Source organism: Paenibacillus jilunlii (genome assembly GCF_900102965.1).
In the GTDB taxonomy this organism is placed as follows: Bacteria; Bacillota; Bacilli; order Paenibacillales; family Paenibacillaceae; genus Paenibacillus_AQ; species Paenibacillus_AQ jilunlii.
Map to the genome: position 1 here is coordinate 44,740 of NZ_FNGM01000015.1, position 23,846 is coordinate 68,585.

General features: G+C 52.3%; 16 protein-coding genes. 10 read left to right on the top strand and 6 right to left on the bottom strand.

Translation table 11 applies throughout. The annotated features are described in order from the left end of the window. Nucleotides 1-18 precede the first annotated feature (18 nt). From BLQ82_RS22675 to aroA, 4 genes are read left to right on the top strand one after another with little or no spacing between them, the layout of a single operon-like run. Complete coding sequence (locus tag BLQ82_RS22675) at nt 19-453, top strand: MBT domain-containing protein (protein ID WP_143013527.1); 435 nt, start codon at nt 19-21, stop codon at nt 451-453. 20 nt (nt 454-473) lie between these two features. Beyond that, nucleotides 474-1,652 carry a glycosyltransferase family 4 protein gene (locus BLQ82_RS22680; protein ID WP_062525363.1) on the top strand — a complete coding sequence of 393 codons (1,179 nt, stop codon included), beginning with the start codon at nt 474-476 and terminating at the stop codon, nt 1,650-1,652. Between the two features lie 18 nt (nt 1,653-1,670). Next, a complete protein-coding gene (locus BLQ82_RS22685) occupies nt 1,671-2,909 on the top strand; it encodes a Coenzyme F420 hydrogenase/dehydrogenase, beta subunit C-terminal domain (protein ID WP_062525361.1) in 1,239 nt (412 codons plus the stop codon). Beyond that, nucleotides 2,866-4,236: a 3-phosphoshikimate 1-carboxyvinyltransferase gene (gene aroA / locus BLQ82_RS22690; RefSeq protein ID WP_082722746.1), complete on the top strand. Its 1,371-nt coding sequence runs from the start codon at nt 2,866-2,868 to the stop codon at nt 4,234-4,236. Before BLQ82_RS22685 ends, aroA begins: the two co-directional genes overlap by 44 nt. Nucleotides 4,237-4,403: 167 nt before the next feature. Here the strand turns inward: aroA and BLQ82_RS22695 are convergent, their stop codons facing one another. Further along, nucleotides 4,404-6,722 (bottom strand): helix-turn-helix domain-containing protein, encoded by a 2,319-nt coding sequence (locus BLQ82_RS22695; RefSeq protein ID WP_074648520.1) that lies wholly within the window; start codon nt 6,720-6,722, stop codon nt 4,404-4,406. A 316-nt stretch (nt 6,723-7,038) separates the two neighbouring features. On the opposite strand from BLQ82_RS22695, the gene BLQ82_RS22700 reads away from it, so the two are divergent. The 4 genes from BLQ82_RS22700 (at nt 7,039) to BLQ82_RS22715 (ending at nt 15,012) form a co-directional block, all read left to right on the top strand. Further along, nucleotides 7,039-8,604 (top strand): extracellular solute-binding protein, encoded by a 1,566-nt coding sequence (locus tag BLQ82_RS22700; RefSeq protein WP_062525358.1) that lies wholly within the window; start codon nt 7,039-7,041, stop codon nt 8,602-8,604. Nucleotides 8,605-8,627: 23 nt separating this feature from the next. Continuing rightward, nucleotides 8,628-9,527 (top strand): ABC transporter permease, encoded by a 900-nt coding sequence (locus BLQ82_RS22705; protein ID WP_062525356.1) that lies wholly within the window; start codon nt 8,628-8,630, stop codon nt 9,525-9,527. Between the two features lie 19 nt (nt 9,528-9,546). Then, nucleotides 9,547-10,416: a carbohydrate ABC transporter permease gene (locus tag BLQ82_RS22710; protein ID WP_062525354.1), complete on the top strand. Its 870-nt coding sequence runs from the start codon at nt 9,547-9,549 to the stop codon at nt 10,414-10,416. 69 nt (nt 10,417-10,485) lie between these two features. Then, complete coding sequence (locus BLQ82_RS22715; RefSeq protein WP_062525352.1) at nt 10,486-15,012, top strand: OmpL47-type beta-barrel domain-containing protein; 4,527 nt, start codon at nt 10,486-10,488, stop codon at nt 15,010-15,012. A gap of 219 nt (nt 15,013-15,231) precedes the next feature. Here the strand turns inward: BLQ82_RS22715 and BLQ82_RS22720 are convergent, their stop codons facing one another. The 4 genes from BLQ82_RS22720 to BLQ82_RS22735 all read right to left on the bottom strand — a co-directional run bounded on the left by BLQ82_RS22720 (nt 15,232) and on the right by BLQ82_RS22735 (nt 19,739). Continuing rightward, nucleotides 15,232-16,140: a GNAT family N-acetyltransferase gene (locus tag BLQ82_RS22720; RefSeq protein WP_062525349.1), complete on the bottom strand. Its 909-nt coding sequence runs from the start codon at nt 16,138-16,140 to the stop codon at nt 15,232-15,234. 204 nt (nt 16,141-16,344) lie between these two features. Next, complete coding sequence (locus BLQ82_RS22725; RefSeq protein WP_062525347.1) at nt 16,345-17,337, bottom strand: YiiG family protein; 993 nt, start codon at nt 17,335-17,337, stop codon at nt 16,345-16,347. A 247-nt stretch (nt 17,338-17,584) separates the two neighbouring features. Beyond that, nucleotides 17,585-18,553: an alginate lyase family protein gene (locus BLQ82_RS22730; RefSeq protein WP_062525345.1), complete on the bottom strand. Its 969-nt coding sequence runs from the start codon at nt 18,551-18,553 to the stop codon at nt 17,585-17,587. Between the two features lie 55 nt (nt 18,554-18,608). Beyond that, entirely contained in the window at nt 18,609-19,739 is a 1,131-nt protein-coding gene (locus BLQ82_RS22735; protein WP_062525343.1) for a glycoside hydrolase family 88 protein, read from the bottom strand. 118 nt (nt 19,740-19,857) lie between these two features. On the opposite strand from BLQ82_RS22735, the gene BLQ82_RS22740 reads away from it, so the two are divergent. Then, nucleotides 19,858-20,742: an AraC family transcriptional regulator gene (locus BLQ82_RS22740; RefSeq protein ID WP_062525341.1), complete on the top strand. Its 885-nt coding sequence runs from the start codon at nt 19,858-19,860 to the stop codon at nt 20,740-20,742. Between the two features lie 60 nt (nt 20,743-20,802). Here BLQ82_RS22740 and BLQ82_RS22745 read toward each other — a convergent pair whose 3' ends face one another. Then, nucleotides 20,803-21,672, bottom strand: coding sequence for a helix-turn-helix transcriptional regulator (locus tag BLQ82_RS22745; protein WP_074648522.1), 870 nt, complete (start codon nt 21,670-21,672; stop codon nt 20,803-20,805). 161 nt (nt 21,673-21,833) lie between these two features. On the opposite strand from BLQ82_RS22745, the gene BLQ82_RS22750 reads away from it, so the two are divergent. Next, nucleotides 21,834-23,807 carry an alpha-amylase family protein gene (locus BLQ82_RS22750; RefSeq protein ID WP_062525337.1) on the top strand — a complete coding sequence of 658 codons (1,974 nt, stop codon included), beginning with the start codon at nt 21,834-21,836 and terminating at the stop codon, nt 23,805-23,807. Nucleotides 23,808-23,846 lie beyond the last annotated feature (39 nt).

Sequence of the window (23,846 nt, forward strand, 5' to 3'; positions counted from 1 at the left end):
CCGAAGGGGATGCTGCATATGGATGAGAGATTGCAGTTTGACGGGACACAGCTGACCTTTCACACTGCGCTGGAAGAAGAGAAGAGACAACTGATTGCCTGGCATTTCAAAAGCAGCTGGCTTGAGCTGCAGCAGGCAGTCCGGCTGACCACCCTCTCTTCCGATAACAAATTTGAACAGTTCCTGTTCCCGGTGGACAGGCCGCTGGGGCAAACGCTGGAAATACGGGTTCCCAGGCCGGAAAACTGCTACTTTTACGCAGATTTAGGGATTATTAAAAAAGTGCAAACGTTTGTACCGGTTTTGAGATCTAATGTGTTATTTATTTGTGATGACGGGAGCCTGATGTATTCGGACTGGTTCTCCTTCCAAAGATATCATGCTTCGCCTCCGCTGCTGGAGCATAATGCATGGTGGGAATTCTTCACGGGTTATTCACTTTCTGCACATTGAGAGATTCGGAGGGACAACCTATGCAATCAAGAGCATCTGTCTTAATCCTGTCCTGGGAGTATCCGCCTGTAGTGATTGAAGGGGTGGCCCCGCATGTCTATGAATTGTCCAGGCATTTGTCTAGCGGGCAGACCGAGGTCCATGTAATCACCAATAGCGCGCCTGGGCGGCCCGTTCTGGAACTGGAGAACGGCGTATATGTGCACCGTGTGAATTCTTATGAGAACATGACTGATTTCGAGGATTGTGTGCTTGAGTTCAATCTGGCGATTGTCGATTACGTTACATCCCGGCTCAGCGGGAACGTAAGACTCGATCTTATTCACGCGCATGATTGGCTGGTCGGCTATGCCGCCCTTCTGCTGCGTCAGCAGCTGAAATTACCACTTGTTACAACGATCCATGCTACAGAGTCCGGGAGGAAGCAGGGATTGTTCACACCTCAGCAGCACATGATTCATGACATCGAACATGAACTGGTCTCTTCGTCGGGCAAGGTCATTGTATGCAGCCAGCATATGCAGCGGGAGGTCTGCACTGTACATGGTCTTGATGAGTCAAGGATGGAGATTATCCCCAGCGGTATAGACCTCCGTTCATTGGAGCTGATTCCGGCACATTCCTTCAGGAGAGAGCATTACGCGCAGGATGGCGGGAAGATTGTCTTGTTCATTGGAAGACTGGTGAAGGAGAAAGGGATACAGGTGCTGCTGCAAAGTATGCATGGGGTGCTGCGCGAATTCCCGCACTGCACCTGTATCATCGCAGGCCGGGGACCGATGTCCGCCGAGCTTGAGGCCAGTGCGGCTGAGCTGGGTACCAGCATACGCTTCACCGGCTTCGTGGACAGCCTGGAGAAAAACTATCTGCTCCAGATTGCCGATGTCTGTGTATTTCCCAGTTTGTATGAGCCCTTCGGCCTTGTGGCGCTGGAAGCGATGGGGAGCGGTACACCGGTAATTGTGTCTGAAGCGGGAGGGCTGGCCGAGATTGTTGAGCATGGGCGGACCGGACTCACCAGCATTCCTGGAGATCCTGGCATGCTGGCGGCCCGGATTCGGCAGCTGCTCCGTGATCCTGTTGAGGGAAGCCTGCTTGCGGAAGCAGCCCGGAGGGAAGTTCTGCTGCGGTATGATTGGCAGCCCATTGCGGACAGAACCGGAGAACTCTATTCCACGCTGAGCGGCGTGAGATCATAAGGAAGGGAAGATGCCGGGATGACATCTTTTATAACGCTCAAGGAAGAGATTATTGATCTATCGCTTTGTGCATCTTGCGGGTTGTGCGCCGCAGTATGTCCCCAAGGCCTGCTTGCGATGAACGGCGATTCCGTTTCGCTTCCGGTCTTTCGGGGTCTGGAGAGCCAGGCGGCGGACACCTGCGGAAGCTGCAATCTCTGCTCGGAGGTGTGTCCGGGTTATGATACAGGTGTGATGGAATCCGAGCGGCGCATCTTCGGCCGCAACCGTTCTGAGCTTGAACGCTGGACTGGCATCTACTTGTCTACCCATCAGTTATCGGCGGCGGACCCGGAAATTCTCGGCCGGGCGGCAGCCGGCGGGGCGGGAACGATTCTGGCGGTTACTGCGCTGGAGGAGAAGCTTGCTGACGCAGTGATTGTTGTGGGGAGAGATGAGGAGCGTCCCTGGGTGCCAAAGGCTTACCTTGCCGATTCAGTGGAACGGATTATCGAGTGTGCCCAGACCAGCTATTGCATCACCCCCAATCTGGATCTGCTGCAGGATGGCAGATATGACAAGATCGGCATTATAGGCGTGCCTTGCCAGATTCAAGGAATCAACAAGCTGCTGAATCTGCCGGAGCACTTGCCGTCCTCTGTGCTGGCAGACAAAATAGCGTTCACGATTGAACTGGGCTGCGCCTCCAACACCTCTCTGGGCGGTACCGAACATCTGATTACGGAGATCTTGGGGATCGAATTGGCTGACGTTGCTGTGATGCGCTACCGGGAAGGGCAATATCCGGGGCAGTTCATGGTCAGGACCCGGCAGGGGCAGGAGTATTATCTGCCTTTTTACCGGCTGGTGGAGGAATTCAAAAAGTTCAAAACCTTCCGCTGCCTCGCATGCCCGGATTGGTGGTCAGGGATCGCCGATATTTCGATTTCGGATGGAGATCCCAATATCTTTGATTCCAGCAGAGAAGGGATATCTGCCAAGGCATCATCCACGGTGATGGTGCGAACGAAGACAGGGGCCCGCCTGCTTGAGCTTGCGGTGCGCCGGAATGCGGCCAAGCTGGTCGATTACACCTTTGATAACAATCTTGGGCTGGAGCGGAAACGGCAGCGGTACCGCAGCTATGCAGCGATGGGCGACCGGCGGATTCCGCTGGCTCCCGGCAGAGATATGGATTACTCGCAAATACTCTCCGATGACGAGGTGATCAGAATTGGCATTGGTTCGAAACAGGGTCGGCCTGCCGGCCAAATGTGATTTGCAGATCAAGGCGAAGCGGGAGGTGTGCTCCTACGAATTCCATTCGGTTCCCGGAGACAAATCCATCTCCCAGCGGGCCATTGTCCTGAACGCTATTGCCGAAGGCAAAGGTACGGTGTACAATGTGCTGCGTTCCCGTGACATTGAGAGCTGCATCGCGATTCTGCGCCAATTAGGTGTAATGATTGCATGGAACGGGGATGATCTGTCTGTGCATGGAAAAGGGCTGCGGGGCTTGCAGGCACCCGCGGGCAGGCTTGAGATCGGGAATACGGCCACATCGGCCCGTTTGATGTTGTCTATACTGGCAGGACAGTCCTTTGCAGCGGAGCTGGCCGGGAACGCACTGCTCTCGTCAAGGCCAATGGACTGGGTTGTTCAGCCGCTGACGGACATGGGGGCGGTGATCGAATATCTTGGGGCAAAAGGCTGCCTGCCCTTGCGGATTCAGGGAGCTTCCCCATTGTCCCCCATAGACATGGAAGCCACTGTATTCAGCGCACAGGAAAAGTCAGCCCTGCTGTTCGCGGGATTATACGCAGAGGGAATCACACGTTACCGGCAACGCTGTCAAAGCCGGGATCATACCGAACGCCTGATGCATTATTTCGGCATAGATATCCACTCCGACAACGACATTACATTCCTGAAGGGAGGCAATGCCTTTTCCGCCAAGGATGTAATGGTTCCGGGTGATATGTCCTCGGCGGCTTTTCTGCTGGCTGCATATGCTATCCGGGGAGCGGAGCGCAAGGGCAGCCTGCTGATCAAGCGGGTGGGTGTCAATCCAACCCGGAGCGGATTTATCGAGCTGCTTGCAGAGATGGGACTTCATTTGACGCTGCAAGCGGAAACGGAGCTAATATCCGGGGAACCAATTGCGGATATCTATTGCACACCGGGAACCCGGTTGTCCTCTGTCGTTGCTGAAGGCAACGGGCGAATACAGAGCCTGATTGACGAAGTTCCTTTGCTGGCTGCGGTATCGGCATTTGCGGAAGGGGACACTGTGATCAGGGATTGCAGGGAATTAAGAGACAAGGATACGAACCGGATTCAGACCACCGCAGGGGTGCTAAAAGCTTTTGGCGTAGAAACATCCTGCAGTGAAGACGAAATGATCGTTCATGGCGGCCGGCGTCTATCGCCTGCCACCGTAGACAGCTGTGGTGATCACCGGATCGCCATGACCGCAGCAGTATTGGCCAGCAGCCTGGATGAGCCTTCGATCATCCGCAACTGCGGCTGCATCAACGTTTCCTATCCGGGTTTCGTAGAGGATCTTTCGCAGTTTGCGGATATTGATGTTTTGCACGCAGAATGATGCGGTCTGTTTCCGTTTGAAAAGCGTCTATTCCGCCTGAAAAGCCCCCGGCACTGTAAAGATACGGTGCCGGGGGCTTTTGGCGCTTGAGGATGAAATCCGGAAGCAGCTGCCCGTTCCGTGAAGAACGGTGCAGCCCTGCGGCTGTGATGCCAGCAGGCCAGCAGTTATTCCGCTTGTTCCTTCCCCTGGGAGAGCAGCCGGTCTGCTGCCTGCTGCTGCCGGTATTGTCCGGGAGTCTGCCCTGTCCGGGCCTTGAAGATCTTGTTGAAGTAGCTTACATTCGCATACCCGACATCCCGGCAGATCTGCTCGATGGAAAGGTCGAGCTGCAGCAGCTCCATGGCCCGCTTGATCCGCAGCTGGATTAAATAATCGTTAATCGTCATCCCTGTAGACTCCTTGAAGATACGGCTTAGATAGGAGGAGCTGCGCTGCACGTGTTCAGCAACCGTGTCTACAGAAATATTTTTATTAAAATTGACATCCATATAATCCGTTGCCAGCTGCAGGGTCACATCCGTCATCTTCGAACGTTTCTCCTTGTGGTAGGCGATGATTCTGCCGCACATGTCCAGCAGGCACTCTTCCATATCCGGCAGCGTTTCCGCACGCGACAGCACATCTGCGTAAGCCGGTCTGTCCCCGAAGACGGCGGACATGTCGCCACGGGTCTGGACAAGCGTCTTCATGATCTCCCCGCTCAGCTGAAAAAACAGCTGCTGGATATTCGCCTTCCCCAGCTTTCTGTCAATCGCCGTCCGGGTGATTTGCCGGATGGCACCAAAGCATTGCTCCTTGTCTGTCTGCAGCAAGGCCTGGAGCAGCTTCGTTTCCAGCTCATACGGATAATAATAAGCTTCTTCCTGTGACTTCCAGTCGCCCAGGATGCCGTATGGCAGAATTTCACCCTTGCCGATGTACATTTTCAGATTGAGTGCTTCCAGGGTATCTTCGTAGGCTGAGCACACGCTTTGCTCACCGCTATAATTCCGGCTGACGGCAATGGTCACGTTCAGGCTGTAGCGGGTCAGCAGAAGCTGCTTCAGCCGCTTGGCCTGCTCCAGCGGGAAGTCGTCCTCCTCCGCAGGAACGCTCAGCAGGATGACGGTCCGCTTGTCATCCTTGGCGAAGATTTCGCCGTCGATATCGGCTCCGAGCTCTTCCATAAGCCCGTAACGGAACAGATAGAACTGGATGCCGTCAGGCCCTTTTACCGGATAGGGCTCTTCCAGCTCAAGGGTCAGTACGGCAAACCGGGTGAAATCCAGCCGGAGCCCCAGCAGCTCCGCTGCCTGATCCGTGCTGTCTCCCTGGATGAGGCCGTTCAAATATTTCTCCTTGATCGCTGTATGATTATCGGTCAGAAGGGAATCCACCTTCCGCTTCTCTGTCATCAGGGTTTCCCAGTTGCGGACCAGCTGATCATAGATATGACGGATGAAGCCCGCTTCGTCGCCGGCGGGAAGGGGGCCGCCTGATCCGCCCCTATGGCCGGCCTCGGAACCGCCGATATAGGAGATCACGCTCTGCAGCGGGCGGTACAATCTTCTGGACAAATAAAAAGAAATTGCAAATGCCACCGTCAGGTAGGTAGCCGCAACAGTGACGACAATGAACTTGATCCGGTCCATCCCTTGCAGAAGGCTGGAGCGTTTGGTGATATCAACGAATCTCCAGCCTGTCAGTTCCGAGGTGGTGTAAGAGACGATCCGGTCGGAATCATCCATATAGTAGCCGCTTCCGCCGGTCAGGCGGGCAGGGTCCAGCTGCGCCAGCAGGGAATCCCCGTCAGCAGAATCGGAATAGAGCAGCTCAGAATGGGGCCCTAATACAAGAGTGGCGCCTTTTTTATTATGGTAATGGCTCAAATAGTCATCGAACAGCAGCTGCAGCTTCAGATTCATAACGATGGCGCCGTTCACCTGACCGATTAACGGCATCTTTTGCAGCAGGCTGGCGGCAGGCTGGTCCGGCTCGAAGCCGTCCATCCGTCCGGTTAACCAGAGCGTGCGGTTGTCGGACTGCTGCTTCCAGACTTCCAGCCAGGAGCGGTCGGCAAAAGTGGAGATAGGAGAGGTCCGGATTTCGGGACGCGATGTCAGGACAAGCTCCAAAGGAGCGTAATACAAATAGATGGAATCAATGTAGGGACTGATTTTTTTCTGCGCCTCCACAAAATTGGATAAATCAATCATGGAGCTTACACTCAGCTTGCCGCTGCCATTAGTATGGTACAGATACGACTGGGTTGTGATCATGCCGGAGGCGGCATATTTGATTGCGGTCAGCTCCTTGTGAATAAGCTCCTGCTGTTGTGTCAGGATCGATTCGTTGTATGCGATGGCATTCTGGATGCTGTTGTCCGCCGAAATGGAATAAGTGACCGTGGAGATGAGAATGACAGTGATCACGGCAATCGCGGTCAAGGAAAGAAGCAGCTTGACGAACATCGTGTTATGTTTGATCGAGCGGTATCCCGGCAATGCACTCACTCCACTTCTTAAGATGATTACGCTTTCAAATTCAAGCGGCAAAAACAAAACATCAATACGGGGATTATATCACAGAAGTGTCCTCCGGGAAGGGGAAGCCGGAAAAACATTAAAAAAACAGAAAAACATAATGCGGTTTCAGCCGCAGAAGTGGCCAAAAACATAAAAAGAATCGAAACAGAGGATTGTGTACTTTGGCGGAGAAGCTTATCGTAAATGTTGTAACCGCTACCATCACCCGTACCAAAGCCGGGCGGAAGTGAACATGGCGGTGAACATACTTGTTTTAATAGGGGGACTACCAGTGATGAAACTCAAGAAAGTCAGCAAAACCCTTCTACCCGCAATGTTGGCAGCGGGCCTGCTGGCCGGCTGCGGCGGCAACGGCGGGAACAATGCGGCGGCACCGGATGCCAGCGCAGGCGCAAATGCCGGAACAAAGGCTGAAGCTCCGATGGAAATTACCTGGGGCATCCATCTCCAGGCTCCGGGGGTTGTAGAAAACTCCCAAGTCCAGAAGTGGCTGGAAGAGAAGTTCAATGTAAAGATCAAGCCGGTAAAGGTAACTGATGCCAGTATTGCCTCCGGTGAGGTTCCCGATATCTTCATGCTTGGCGATCCCGCCAATGTGACGGCATATCAGAACCAGGGCGTCCTGATGAACCTGGACCAGAACATGCTGAAGGAAAAGATGCCGGAATATTACGCGGATATTGAAAAAAACAATGCGCTGTTCCAAACGGTGACTATTGACGATAAGCTATGGGCCATCCCCATGTTCATCGATTTGAAACCATATGATTTAGGAATGCTCTGGCGCAAGGATTGGCTGGATAAGGTAGGCATAACGAAGGCTCCCGAGACGCTGGATGAGTTCGAGAAGGCCATCTATGCCTTTGCACAGAAGGATCCGGACGGAAATGGCCAAAAAGATACGTACGGCTTGACAGGTACGGCAACCTCCACCTGGTCATCCGGCTTCTACTCCATCTTCGGTGCATTCGGTGTAGAGCCAACGATGTGGCATGAGAAGAACGGGGAGATCATGAACGGCTCTGTCATGCCGGAGACGAAGGAAGCCCTGGCTAAGCTGCGGCAGTGGTTCGCTGACGGGGTTATTGATCCTGAATTTATCACCGACACCCAGGATTCCTACCGCAAAAAACTCTACAATAACCGGATCGGCGTGATCGAGGAGCAGATTGCTAAGGGTGCGCTCCCGGATGCAGCGACCGTGACGGAAATGAAGTCCTTGAATCCGAGCGCGGAGCTGGTGTTCGCTAAGAATCCGAAGGGCCCCGGCGGCGACGGTTCGTGGGATTGGGGAGTGAAGAGCAACTTTATCGTGATCAGCAACAAAGTGAAGGACCAGCCGGAGAAGCTCAACAAACTGTTCGAGATTCTGAGGGCAGAGAGCACGGACGAAGAAACCATCAACATGACCAGCCTCGGGGTGAAGGGAACCCATTGGGACTTTACGGAGAGCGGGGCCACTTCAGGAGCCACCCAGTTTAAGGCCGGCTTCGAGAAGGCAGAGGAACGCGACCAGGCCGGCATCCGGCTCTTCTCGCTCGGCAACATCACGACGCAGGCATACCGCGAGAAGTATTCCAATCCGGCTCTGAATGAAGCGATCAAAACCTATTCCTCCGCTCCCAGACAGACCGATGCACTCTTGTTCTCGGCGCTGCCTTCCGACGGGAAATACAAAAATGATCTGACTTCACTGATGCAGAAATATTTCGCCCAAATTATCAGCGGAGAAATTCCGCTCGAAGATTTCGATAAGTTCGTTGCGGAATGGAAATCCAGAGGCGGCGATGAATTGACCAAAGAAGCCAATGAGATGTACCAGGCTCAATTCAAAAAATAAATAGGGTTTCAGGGGAGTGTAAGATGAAAACCATACGAAAGCATGGAGAATTATTGGCGCTGTTTCTGTTTGCCTTTGCGTTTTTCATTGTTTTTAAATATGGTCCGCTATATGGCGTGGTCATTGCATTTAAGGATTTCAAGGTCGTGGATGGAATATGGGGGAGTCCGTGGGTAGGATTTCAGCATTTCCAGGAGCTGTTTCAGAGCAGCGACTTTTACCGTCTTCTTAAAAACACCCTGCTTTTGAACTTTTATCAGCTGCTCTTTGCATTTCCGGCTCCGATTATTCTGGCGATTCTGCTGAACGAGGTCCGCTCCCGGTATTTCCAGAGATTCATTCAGACGACGATGTATTTGCCCCATTTCGTATCTTGGGTAATCATGTCGGGGCTGCTCATCTATTTTCTGTCGCCGACTACAGGGATTATGGCTGACATCATGGGCTGGTTCGGAAAGGAGCCTATCTTCTTCATGGGCAAAAAGGAATATTTCCGGTCCATCGTCGTAGGCTCCTCCATACTGAAGGACCTGGGCTGGGGTTCCATCATCTATTTCGCCGCTTTGTCGGGGATTAACCCGGAAATTCAGGAATCGGCCATCATCGACGGAGCGAACCGCTGGCAGCGGATCATTCGGATCAATATTCCGTCGATCATGCCTACCGTATCGATTATGTTCATCCTGAGTCTCGGCGGTTTCTTAAGTGCAAATTTTGAACAAATCATCAATCTGCTTAACCCGGTCACCTTTGAAACGGGCGACGTCATTGATACTTACGTCTACCGGGTCGGCCTGCAGCAATTCCAGTACAGCTACACAGCAGCTATCGGCTTGTTCAAGTCGCTTGTGGGACTTGTGCTCATTCTGGGTGCCAATCTGACCGTGAAGAAGCTGAGCAAAGGGGAAAACGGATTATGGTAGGAGCAGGAGGAAGTCAGTCATGAAGACGAGAAAATGGCAGGATCTTATTACACCCGCTATCATCTATTTGGTGTTATCATTGCTCGCGCTGATCGTCGTGTACCCATTCATTCATGTTACGGCGGTTTCCTTCAGCGGACGCGGAGAGGCGCTCCGCAGCGGATTTCATTTTTTCCCGCGGGACTTCGAATGGAGGGCATACCGGGAGCTGCTGGAGTATCCGTTCATTTGGTCGGGCTATGCCAATACCGTGTTCCGCATGGTGGTGGGAACGCTCTTGACGCTGCTGGTCACCGTCTGCGCTGCCTATCCGCTGTCACGCCCGGATTTTCCTATGAAGCGTGTCCTGATCATGCTAATACTGTTCACCATGATCTTCGATGGGGGCATCGTACCAAATTATCTGCTGATCAAAGAGCTGCATCTGCTGGATTCACGCTTGGTCTATGTGCTGCCTACGGCAGCTAATGCCTTCCAGGTTCTAGTGATGCTGTCGTTCTTCCGGTCTATTCCGGATGCGCTGATCGAAGCGGCCCGCATCGATGGGGCCAGGGACATGCGGATCTTGTTCCGCATTGTGCTGCCGCTCTCCATCCCGTCCCTGGTGACGATTGGGCTCTGGTCGCTCGTTCACCACATCAACGCGTTTATGGATAATCTGCTGTACGTTACCGACCAGTCGAAGTACGTGCTGCAGCAAGTTGTCCGGCAGATTCTCATTGAGAACAAGCTGGACCCGTTCACGACGGCAACCAATCTGGTCCCTCCTGCACCGGAGAGTCTGAAGATGGCGTCAGTGATCGTATGCTCCTTGCCGGTGCTCGTGTTATACCCGTTCCTGCTTAAATACTTTGAGAAAGGAACGATGATTGGTTCAGTGAAAGGGTAAGCTCCGCTTCGAGGGAACCTCACGGTTCCCTTTCAGATACTCCAATCGATAAGGAGGTATGTAAATAAAATGAAGAAAAGAACGTTCATTGTCTTATCGATCATTGCGTTAATAGTAGGATGTTTCCCGGCCGCGTCGATTCAAGCAGAGGAGTCACACAGTTCCGAAGCAGTCTATTACGTATCTGAAAATGGAAGCGATTCCAATTCGGGGACAAAGGATAGGCCCTTCCTTACCCTGGAGAAGGCCAGAGATGCCATCCGCCAGCTGAAGCAGGGCTCAGGACTGCCTAATGGCGGCGTTACCGTGTATCTGAGGGGCGGCAGCTACAACCGGACCGGAAGCTTCCTTCTGGAGGAGCAGGATTCGGGGACGGCAGACAAACCGGTTACCTACAAGGCTTATCCGGGCGAATCCGTGAGGCTGAGCGGTGGCCGGCAGCTCCAGAAAGGGTGGTTCACTCCGGTGACAGACCCGTCGGTCCTGGACCGGATCATCAGCACAGATGCAAGATCCAAGGTTCTGCAGGTGGACCTCAAGGGACACGGCATTACCGATTACGGGGTCATGAGCCGCCATGGGTATTACAAAGCCAACGATGTTAGCCAGACTCCGCCCATGGAGCTGTACATCGAAGGCGAAGGGATGACCCTGGCCCGGTGGCCCAACAAAGGGACGGTCCAGATGGGCAATATTATTGATCCCGGGCCGACCCGCAAGGATGCCGATCTGCAGACACGCGGAGGCACCTTCACGTACACCTATGAACGGCCTGAGCTTTGGACCCAGGCGGATGATATCTGGCTGGACGGGATCTTCGGTTACAGCTGGGAATGGTCGTATAACAAAATCGCTTCGATTGATACGCAGAACAAGTCCATCACTCTGGCTTACGGGGAAATGAGCGGACTTTTTAAAAACTGGTACCCGGACTTCCATTTCGCCCAGAACCTGCTGGAAGAGATTGACATGCCGGGAGAGTATTATATTGACCGGAGCAAAGGCAAGCTGTATTTCATGCCCACAGCAGCCTTCCAGGCGTCTAACCCGGAAATTACCGTGTCCATGCTGAAAGCCCCCATGATCAGTACGGTCGATACATCTTTTGTCACCTTTGAGGATCTGATTCTCGAGAATGGGCGGGATTCGGGGGCGGTCATCATGGGCGGCGACAGTATCCGGCTGGTGCACTGCGAAATCCGCAACTTCACCGAAGGCGGCGTACGGATCAATACCCAGAGCCGCTGGCTGTACAATGACTTCGCCAAGGGCACAGGGGTTAACCATGCGATCGTCAGCACGCATATCCATCATGTCGGAGGGACGGGAGTCATTCTGAACGGCGGGGACAGACTGACGCTAGCGCCAGGCAATAATGTGGTGGAGAACAGCCATATCCATGATTTTGCCTATTACCATAAAGCGTATAACCCTGCTGTGATTCTGACGGGAGCAGGCAACCGCATTTCCCACAGTGAAATTCACGATGCCCCGCATCCCGGCATTCTGATCTTCGGGAACGACCAGGTTGTGGAGTACAACAACATCTATGATGTCTGCAAAACCTTTTCGGATCTCGGCGCTATCTACATGAATCTGGGCGCTGCGCCGCAGGAGCGGGGTTCGGTTATCCGGGGGAATTACTTCCACAACATCGGGGAAGGCAAAGCCGGTGTGCAGGGCGTCTATCCGGACAATTTCACGATGGGGATGACGATTGAAAAAAATATTTTCTACCGGATGGGCAATTCCGCCATTCTGAACAACGGAGGCGCGCACATCCGCACCAAGAACAACCTGTTTATCGACGCCAAGGTGCCTTATGAGTACTCGGATATGTACTTGGGTGACGGGCCGGAGCAGCAGATCAACAAAAACTATATGCAGCCGTGGCATGCTTTGTTCGAAAAATACAACAACTTCGCCGGCATGCCGCATTTGACCAAGTACCCGGAGCTGGCTGATTTCTTCACGGAGAACCGGTATTATCCTGACACCAACACATTCCAGAACAATGTGATCTACAATCCGACCAAAACGAGAGGGCCCAATCTAAATGAGAATGGAGCTTACGATAAGTTAAAACTAGTTCAATACGCGAACAACTGGGTGACGGACCGGGACCCGGGCTTCGTGAACCTCGCTGGCGGCGATCTGAACCTGAAGGCAAATGCCGAGGTGTTCCAGCAGATTCCCGGCTTCCAGACGGTTCCCTTCAGCGAGATGGGAATCATAGGCAAGGCCGGTCCTTATCTGGCTCCGGATGTGATCCCAGTCAAAGGAGTCGTGCTGTATGAGGATGCGATAACCCTGGGGATCGGAAAATCATATACCCTGTACTCGGCGGTTCTTCCCTGGAATGCAACAAATAATAAATTGCAGTATACCTCCAGCGATCCTTCTGTAGTGAAGGTGGACGCAGACGGCAAGCTGAAGGGGGTTAATCTGGGGAATGCTGTCATCACGGCAGTCTCTGCAGACAACCCGCTATTAAAGGACGAAGTCCAGGTGACGGTCGAGGTCGGAGACGGGATAATGGATGAAACGACTTTTGAGAACGGCAGGAACAGCTGGCCGATGGATGCGAACCGGACTATTGTGGAGACTGACGGCGGCAACCACATGTATAAGCTGCTGAAGGGTGCGACAACGCTGAACGAGAACGACTTCAGCAACTACGAGCTGACCTTCAAGCTGAAGACGCCTCCGGCGATCCCGGAATCAGCGACGCTCTACGTGTTCGACCGGCTGAATCCGGGCGGCAGCGGAGGCAGAATCGGATACAAGAAGCTGGCCGACGGAACCTCTTCCTGGATTCTCTATAATGCGGCCTGGGGTACGGTGAAGCAGAATACGCTGGCCACTCAGGACCTGCTGCCGGATACCGTCTACAACATGAAGATCATTGTCAAGGGCCGCGAGATCAGTGTCTACCTAGATGGCAAGCTCAAGCTGAAGGGCACTGATCCGACCTCTAATCCTTCCGGCAAAGTCGGCTTCTACGCCGGCGGCTTCGACTATCTCTTGTTCGACGACATCAAATTTACGGTGCCGACAAAGGATGTGGCTGGCTTGCTGCTCGATAAGAGCAGCGTCAACATGGTGATGAATGAGCAGCAGCAGCTGCAGGTCCAGTTCGACCCGTCGGACGCCGAGAATCGTGCTGTTGTCTGGAAGTCCAGCCATCCGGAGATCGCTTCTGTCGATGGGAACGGAACCGTCACGGCTCTGGGCACAGGGGAGGCTGTGGTAACCGTTGCCTCGGCCGTCAATCCGTCGGCTTCAGCCTCAGCCCGGATCGTGGTTTCGAATATCCTTCACTTCACGGATTACGATTCAGGAGCGAACGGATGGCCGGTAGATCCGAACCGCAGCATTGTGACAGTGAACGGAAACAAAATGTACAAAATACTGAAGGGGGCTTCCGCGCTTCATCCGAAGCTTTTTACGGATTACGATCTGACCTTCAAGCTGAAAACACCAGCGGACATGCCGGAAGCGGGTACATTTTATGTGTATGACCGTACCGCCTCCAGCAACTCCGGCAAGATCGCATACAAAAAATTGGCGGATGGCACCTCGCAGTGGATTTTGTACAGTCCGAATTGGACGGTGCTTCAAACCAAGAATTTTGCAGCCGCAGACCTGCAGCCGGATACGGAATACAACATCCGTGTTCTGGCCGAGGGTTCCAGCATCCGCGTATATGTGAATGGTGAACTGAGATTGGATGGTACAGATTCTGCCCATAACCCGTCAGGAACGGTAGGTTTCTATGTAGGCGGCTTTAGCGCAATGTGGATTGACGACGTCAAGTTTACAATGATTGACCGGGCCGCTCCTGTAACTACAGCCGCCATAACTCCGGCACTTCCTGACGGTTCGGATGGCTGGTATACTCACCCGGTGACAATAGAGCTGAAAGCTTCAGATACGGATTCTGGTGTGACTGACACCGTATACAGCGTAAATGGCGGTACAGATTGGCTGCCATACCAGGGGCCGATAACCTTCAGCCGGGATGGCCAATATTCGCTACAGTACCGCTCGGTTGACTCCGCCGGAAATACGGGCGGCATTCAGACCTTGAGCTTCAAGCTGGATAGCAGCGCCCCTGAACTATCCGTTGCAGAGCCGGCCGCGAGAGCTTATGCAGGCACGGAAACTCTGACAATATCGTGGACCGCCGCCGATGTCATATCCGGTGTGGCTGACGGCAAAACCGCTGCGCTGCTGGATGGTGAAGCCGTAGAACAGGGGGCTTCGGTTCCGCTGTACACGCTGGATCTTGGCAGCCACACGTTCGCTGTGTCCGCCAGCGATGTCGCGGGGAATACGCAGGAGCGCACAGTAACGTTCTCGACCTATGCCGACGTTAACTCGCTGAAAGCGCTGGTCAGCCTGTTCAGGGAGAAATCGTGGATAGACAATCACGGCATTGCGAACAGTCTGAGCAAGAAACTGGACCACGGGCAAGTGGAAGCCTTCCTTCACCAGGTGCAGGCCCAGAGCGGCAAGCATATCCAGACTGAAGCCGCTTCTTATCTGCTGCGGGATGCGGAAGATATCCTGGGAAGGGTTGGGACGCAGGACTAAGCTCGGGATCGGATTTGCGGATTTAAGTATGAACGAAACAACGGCTGCGCCGTCCTTCACTGGACAGCGCAGCCGTTGTTCCCCGTAATGAATAACAACTTTGCAATACCCCTCCGAAACCTTTGATCATCGTATCTAACTCCAGTCTGTCATCAAATTTTCAGCTATTCGATTACATTACTGCCCGTTAGCTCCATATGAAAAAACAAAAATATAATATTAAGCATGTGCTAATAAAGGCACACAGAACTTTGAATTTTTGTCTAAGGTAAAGTTAGACTTTATAAAGAGCACATCACCGTTGTTGTCCATCCACTCATATGGTACTTTATCAGTGAATGGATCTGGTGTGAAATGAAAATGAATATATCCTGTTTGTTCATTAGCAATACGATTAATTAATTGATTTAAATTAACGTACGATTGGCTAACTACATCATATAGATTTAGTACATGACCTTCTTGTTGATAGACAATAATAGCCTCGTCCTTTTGCGAATAATATATTGATTCGGGAAATACTTTTATAGCGTAAAACATAAAGAGTCCTTGGTTATTACTAACACCAAATTGATCTGAAACAGGTCTGCGAGACAAAACCATTTTTTTGATAAATGCCAAGTCTTCTTTATTGGAGAAATTCAGCTTGCGCAAGGTGGTATCCGCATTTGGAGTGGGATAATATTTAAGCTTCAATTGTGATTCACCAACAGATTCAAATCCATATTTTGGGTAAAAATCGATCACAGTACTATTAGCGAATAAGAAAAAGATATCACAATCGTGCTCATACATATCTAGAACATGCCTCATCAATTTTCCAGAAAGTCCTTTCCCCCTAAAATCGGGATGAGTCATAACCGTTCCAATTTGAATCGCTTTTTTATTTGACTTGTTTATCAACAAGTCCATTTTGCTAACTGAAACATTGGCAATGACGACATCCTCTCTGATGAAGGAATGGCATATATAACGATCATCCCAGAATCCTTTCTGGTACCAATCTTCAAAGTTAATATCAAAGACCAGAGACGCTAGCTCATTAAAACTATCTCTGTAAACTTTACGATCTTTGTAATCATTAATTAAGTCTATTTCATCAATATCTATATTTTCATTAGAAAACACAAATATTCCCCCTATGGTCTTTATGTTCACACTCCTTCAGTTTACTATTGGAAGTTTTATTATATAAGGTAAATATCAGGTTTAACTAAACTATCCTGCCCGAGGGAGCGAAACGAAAAGGCAGCCGATCATCTGGCCGGCTGCCGTCGTGTCTGAATCGAATTATCATTCTATTGATTTCGCAGGCCCAGCCATTAGACACGCTTAATTCATTTCATTATATCGTTCGACTGCCTTGCTTAGAAGATAATTGAAATTCTCAGGTGTACCATCTGTAGTGTTCAAGAACTGGCCGTTCAGGTCAGAATCAGATACAGGTTCCTTCTTATTGATGCGTTCAATGATTTTTGAAGCGGCTGCCTTTGCCTCAGTGGCTGAATGAACATAGTTCTCGATACTGAAGCTGTTAATCCCTTCTTTTTGAATTCGTTCCTTGTCTTTTAAGATTGTCATGAGCGCACTCAGATCTGCGGTCATGATGTCGTATTTGGCTTTATACTTCGTCATATCAAGCTGCAGCACATTGCCGGCGGTGATTCCCTGTTCATCCATTTCAATGGCCGTAGCCTCGGCATCTATCATGAACTTCAAGGCATTATACCTGATCTGCTGGTCTGCATCCTTTAGTTTTTGCAGTTCAGCCAGCCGCTGCTCATTACCCAATTTTTGCAAAGCCGTGAAGTATTGGTTGGCGACAGTCTCGTAAGCGAGATTTGCATTTACCAGCTTGGTATGCAGCTGTTTTCCTTTTGCGAAATCATCATCCACGTAGCCCCTTGTATCATAGTAGGCTTTCATATCGTCCAGGACGGACAACAAATCTTTAATGACCGGTGTCAGTTTGATCACTAGGGGGTCTGCGTCCGCAAAAGCGGGCTGGCTTGCAGTATAGCCGTTCGCTTTATCAACAACTTCCCGCTCAGTTTCAGCAACGTCGAGCATGATGAAGCTGAAGTTCTTCTCAATTACAGGCTGTGTATCAACTCCGAACTTCTCGAAATAATGAACTAGAACCTCATTAATTCTACCTGTCATCAGGTTATTCAGCCCCACATACGCATTGTATTTATCGATTTCTTTGCTCTCGCCGGACGTAACGCCTGCAGGCGCTTGATCGACGGTGGATGTAATGGCAGAACAAGCGGACAACATTGCACCTAACAAGATAACAGCAATAACGAATGATAGTTTTCTCAAAAAGTAATTCCTCCGACTGAGTAATTTAACAATGCTGAATGTAAAAAAACATCTATTCAATTTTAAAATTATTTGGTGAATAGGTCTTGAGACTTGAGGAGCAAAATTTTAAAAATTTCTTTGTCGGCACAAATCAAATTATTAGGCGTTTAAACTTCTATCGCAGGAAGATCATAACATCCTGTACAACAACAAAGCCTTGGACGAAGGGGTCCAAGGCTCTGTTGCACCTGACGGTGCAGTGTGGCTACCTGTATGTGAACTGCAGCTCGGGGAAAATCCAGGCGTATGACTGATAAAACCCGCTGTTACTGTTCTTGTTACCAGTAATCGGGCGATAAGGGGAAACGAAACGTTCATATTCAGGATCACTGTAAACCCTGGACATGGCTTCGTACAAATCCAGCGGCCACGTATCGGAAGCCAGCGGAGCCGGGAATTTCTGATCGTTGCCGTACGGCCATTCCGCTATGCGCCCATCGGCATAATAAAGGAAGGTGTCGAGTGCCTTTTTAACGCTTTTTCCGCCCGGAGAGGTCCAGTGGAATAAATTCTCACCTGTAGTGTCATCGACTAGCTTGATGGCAGCCGTGAGGGGAGCAAGGGAAAAATAATGATACCAGATCGCATTGTTTCCTCTTGTTGTTTCCTCCGGAATGAGCCCGGAAGCTTCAAGAGAGCTGTCTATATGCTCCTTGAGATTGGCGACTTCTTCCGCAAAACGGGCTTGGTCGTCCATCAGGCGGAACAAGGATAATTGGGCATACAAGCTCCAGCTCCACCAGTTGTTCCGGAGCGGGATGCGGTCCCATTCGGGCAGGCACACCCCGGTCATCCAGGCAATGAACTGGTCTTTGTTCTCCTTGCGCCAGCCGGAATAGCTGTGGAGCAGCTCAGCCGCCCGGATCAGTCCTGTTCCGAGATAGGCGGAGACCAGCGGGCCGTCATCGCCGGTCAGCATCTTGTTGATGGCTGCCCAGCCATCAATCAATTCAAGTGCCTTATCCGCATAGGCGGTCCTGCCGGTGTGGCGGTAGGCCAACGCCGCTGTGTACGCCGCCTGGGCATCCTCCTCCATCAGTCGTTTGGCTGCCTGATGGCCGGCCATATCGAAATAAAAGCCGGGAATATGCCATTCCGGAACGGCGTGGCAGCTAACCGGCATGCTGTCATTTGCTACTTGCAGCAGCTGTTGTAATGCAGCCTGGCTGTTCATAAGTGTGCATCTGTCCTTTCGGTTTCTGGCTCAAAATCATTGCTTTTCAAAGTCATTACCGCTCATACCAATAGCCCGGCACTCCGCGCTCCAGCCGCATTAAAGCCTCCAGATAGAAATAATCCCCCCAGATCACATAATCATCAGGCGAGATATCAAGCCGGACGGCATAGGAACCCCGGTTCAGCAGTCCTTGTGCATCCGGCTCACCCTTCGTGGAGTAGTTGGCGGCAAGGGAGGCAACGATTCTCCGGGCTGCTTGTGCCAGCCATTCCTGGTCAGCGTCATGCTCTGGAAGCAGGGCAGCCAGCTCCAGCATACCCGACGCGGCGATGGCTGCAGCGGAGCTGTCCCGTTTGGTCTCCGGAATCTGCGGCACATCAAAATCCCAGAACACCACGCCATCCTCAGGGAGGCGGTCCACAAAATAGCGGGCGAGCCGCTTGGAGGTTTCCAGCAGCCCGGGCTGCCGCATATACCGGTAGGCCAGCGCGAAACCGTAAATGCCCCAGGCTTGGCCCCGGGTCCAGGTCGAGCCGTCCCGGCTCCCCTGGTGGGTGCCCCCGCGGATCGAGTCCCCGGTCACCGGATCAAAGTAAAAGGTATGGTACGTGGAGTCATCTCCCCGGACCAGAAAACGGCGGCTTAAGGCCGTCTGCTGCTCGGCGGCCTGACGGTAGGCCTCACGGCCGGTCTGCTGATAAGCCCAATGCAGCAACGGTAAATTCATCAGGCAATCGATGATTATGCGCCCGCCGTTCTCGGGATCATCCTTGGGGCCCCACGCCTGGAGAATTCCCGGAATTTCGCGCCATCTTTCCAGCAGAACATCCGCAGCCTGCAAGGCGGCGGATCGGGAGCTTTCGTCCCGTTCCAGAATCCAGTGGGCTTTGATGGAGAGAGAATAGAGAAATCCGATGTCATGATGCTCCAGGCCCGTCCGGTGCTCCAGACGCTCCCGGAAGTTGTCCAAGGTTGACATAGCGGCCGTCCGAAACCGGGGGTCCTTGGAGTATTCATAAGACAGCCAGAGCAGCCCGGTCCAGAAGCCCTCGGTCCAATCGTTACCCGGAGTCAGCCGGTAAATCCGGTCTCCTTGGGTGCTTGTAACAGGGAACTTGTCTCCAAAACGTTCAATATTGTGTGAAACTACGCGCAAAGCGTCTTCGATGGCTTGTGCCCACATAATATATCCTCCATTTTCGCGTTATCATGCTGCCTCTATTATATAACCGGACGAATGATTGCCGGTTGTGCTAAAATGTAACCAAATTGCGATTATAGCAGCGGGGAGGCGTTGGAAGTTGGCGTCACATATTGAACATGTGGATCCGGGTCACAGCAGATTTTTTCTGGCTTTCCGGGATGAACTGCAGGAGGATCACTTTCATAAATTTCATGCGCATCAGGGTCTGGAATTGTTATTTATCCATGAAGGGAAAGGGATCGTGGAGGTGGAGGGCCGCACCTATGAATTGCAAGGGGGATCATTGTTCTGCTTTCAGCCATACCAGCTGCATAAGGTGGAGATTCCCGCCCCACGGGGTACCCGGGATGTCCGCTATGTCCGGACGAATCTGACCTTTGAGCCCCGGTATCTGGAGCCGTTTCTGGCTCCATATCCCAAGCTTGAGGCATTTCTCCGCTTTTTGTCCAGAGGGGCTCTGTCTTCGCCCAGATTTGCTGTTGATGACAGTCGGCTGATGGGAGCAGTGGAGAGTCATATTCAGGCAGTGCTTGAACCGGGTGAGGGGCAGGAGGAGGCCCGTATCCTGTTCCTGATCTCCTTGCTGCGGTATCTCCAGCTGGCGGTCATCTCGGGAGAGGAACTGCCGCCGGAAGGCTGGTCCGTTAAAACAACGGCCCATATCGAATCGGTTATGGATTGGATTGAAGAGCATTTCAGGCAGCCCTTCAGTCTGGAGCTGCTGGCCGGGGAACTGCATCTGTCCTCCTACTATGTATCCCATCTGTTCAAACAGTACACTGGGGTATCGCTCACGGATTATGTCACGGCCCGGAGAATCCGTGAAGCCTGCGTGCTGCTGGGGAACTCCGGGCAGTCCGTACAGAGAATCGCCCGCGAGGTCGGGGGCTTAAGCGCCCCTTATTTTTGCAAGCTGTTCAAGAAACATAAAGGCATGACGCCTCTGGACTACCGCTCGGCGCTTCACCATACGGCCAAATAGCGGGTTGGTTTCCGCACAAGCCTTATCATGGCAACGGGTAAGCCTGATTCGACCTGGCCTTCAAGCCTTCCCGTTCCGGATCTGGCGGTAATTTCCGGGTGTGATGCCAGTTTGTTTCCGAAACAGCCGTATGAAGTAATTGGCATTCTCGATACCGACTTGCCGGCCTACCTCCGAGACGGAAAGCTCCATATTCTCCAGCAATGATTTGGCTTTCTTGATTTGGAGATCATGCAGGTACTGGAGCGGACTCATCCCCGTGTATGTTTTGAGGCACCGGGCGAGATAGTCGAACCGGAAATGAAGCGTCTGCTCCATGTGCCTGGCGTTGAAGGGCCGGGTCAGATGCTGCTGGAGGTAAGCGATCGTCTGATCGCAGAGCTGTCTTGCCCGGGGGGCATATTGCATCTTCGCCGCAGCCTGTAATTGTACCAGCAGGCCGGCCAGCTGCGTCTGCAGCGGTAAGGAGCTTGCCGGAGACAAGGCCTGATGAAGCTCAACCATCTGCTCCAGGAACGGGAGAACGTCGGGGCTATGCAAACTGGTGAACTTCGGAATATACATTACCTGCTGCTGCGGGGCAACATCGAGATTTGTCCCTTTGACATAGGGAAAGGACCAGGGGATTTTGCCGCTGTCAATCGTGCGGACCGGTGCCGGATGAACAAAATGAATCCAGTAAATTTCCGTGATTTCTTCACAAGGACGATGCCCGGCATGCCTGCGGCCCGGTTCGAGCACCAGCATGGAGCTTTCCTTGATTTCGTAAGGTACCTCATCTTCCGTCATATATAAGGTGCCCTTTAAAACAAACAGCATGTCATATACATCGAACGAACGGGTTTCATGCTTTTGCCCCGGGGGCCAAAAGGCATGGCCGATGGTCACCAGCTGCGGCAGCGGAGGAATGGCAAGCTCCAGGCAATTCATTGCAGCGTGCTCCTTTCAGAACCTGTTATCAATGGATTCATTGTAGCATGGTAAAATTCAATAAGGTAGAAAATGTGCTATTATAAGTCGATTCAGGACCTGTCAGATCCCGGAGGAAGTCAGTATACTGAAGGTATAAGATCCGGAAAGGAAGGGAAAACATGCGATTTCGCCAGGTTCATCTCGATTATCACACCTCCGAAGCCATTACACCGATCGGAGCCCGTTTTGACAAAAAACAGTTTCAGGAAATGCTGAAGCTGGGCAACGTGGATTCTGTTACAGTCTTCTCCAAATGCCACCATGGCTGGGCCTATCATCCGTCGGAAGCCAATGAGATTCATCCCGGGCTGAGCTTCGATTTGCTTGGAGCCCAGATCGAAGCCGCCCATGAAATTAACGTAAAGACGCCGGTATATCTATCAGCCGGTCTGGATGAGAAGCTGGCCAGGCGCCATCCGGAATGGCTTATCCGGGACGAAAACGATCAGACGAACTGGGTGAAGGGCTTCCTGGAACCGGGATATCATCAGTTCTGCATGAACACGCCTTATCTGGATATCCTGATTGCCCAGACCCGCGAGGTCGTGTCGCGCTATGATCTGGACGGCCTGTTCTTCGATATTGTGGGTGTGCGCAAATGTTACTGCCACAGCTGTATAGAGAGCGTGCGGCGCGAGGGCGGAGACCCGCGGGATGAGAAGGCGATGCGCAGACTCTGGGAGAGAACCTATGCCAATTATACGGCCAGGGTGAAGGAAGCAGCGGAAGCAATCAAGCCGGGACTGCCGATCTTCCATAATGGCGGACACATTGCGCGCGGCCGCCGTGATCTGGCAGGGATGAACAGCCACTTGGAGCTGGAATCACTGCCCACGGGCGGCTGGGGTTATGACCATTTCCCGCTGTCGGCCAGATATGCGCAGACGCTGGGTGTCCAATTCCTTGGCATGACCGGTAAATTCCATACGTCCTGGGGAGAATTCGGCGGCTATAAGCATCCGAACGCACTCCGCTATGAAACCGCACTCAGTATCGCCAATGGCGCAGGATGTTCAATCGGTGATCAGCTGCATCCCGACGGACATATGGATGAAGCGACCTATGCCCTGATCGGAGAAGCTTACCGTGAGGTCGAGAGCAAAGAAGGATGGTGCACTCAGGCGACGAACGTTGCGGATGTCGCGCTGCTGTCACTCGAAGCGACCGGAGTGCACCCGCAGGCACAGACAGGTGGGCGCAAACCGCCATCAGATGCAGGAGCTGCCCGCATCCTGCTGGAGGGAAAATTCCTGTTTGACGTCATCGACAAAGAGCATGATTTCACAGCCTATAAGGTGTTGATTTTGCCGGATTATGTGGCTGTGGATGACGGGCTGCGCGGTCAACTGGAGCTGTTCTTGCAGCAGGGCGGTAAAATTCTGGCAACAGGCTGGTCCGGGCTTGATCCGGAAGGGACGCAGTTTGCAGTCGATTTCGGGGCGCGGCATGTGGAAGCCAATCCTTACCGTCCCGATTATTTCCGTCCTGCTTTCAAGCCCGGGAGCTTGCAGGAGGCCTCCTTCATCTTTTATGCCCAGGGGCAGAAGATTGAGCTTGCCGGGGGCACAGAGCTTGGACGCCGTGAAGATCCCTATTTTAACCGTGATGTATTTACCTTCTGCTCGCACCAGCATACGCCAAGCAGCCATGTTAATGGTGGACCCGGCATGGTCGAAAACGGCAATGGCATCTATATCGCATGGAATGTATTCGAAGATTACGCTGCTAAAGGCAGCCTGATTGTGAAGGAAACCGTTCTGCATGCGCTGAACCGGCTGCTTCCTGACAAAACCCTGCATACGAATCTTCCGGCGCAGGGCATCGTCACTTTGCAGGAGCAGAAGGAGGAGAAGCGCCTGGTCAATCATCTGCTGTATGCGTCACCGGTCCGCAGAGGCGAGAACATTGAAGTGATCGAGGATATTATCCCGCTATACGATGTCCAGGTTTCTGTCCGAACGGAAGGCCGGGTCCGGAATGTGTATCTGGCTCCGCAGATGACACCGCTTCCTTTCAGCCGGGAAGAACAGACCGTTCACTACACGGTACCCGTGCTGGAATGCCATCAAATGGTGGTTCTTGATTATGAATGAGCCTCAATATTGATAATTATACTTTTCAAAAAGAGGATG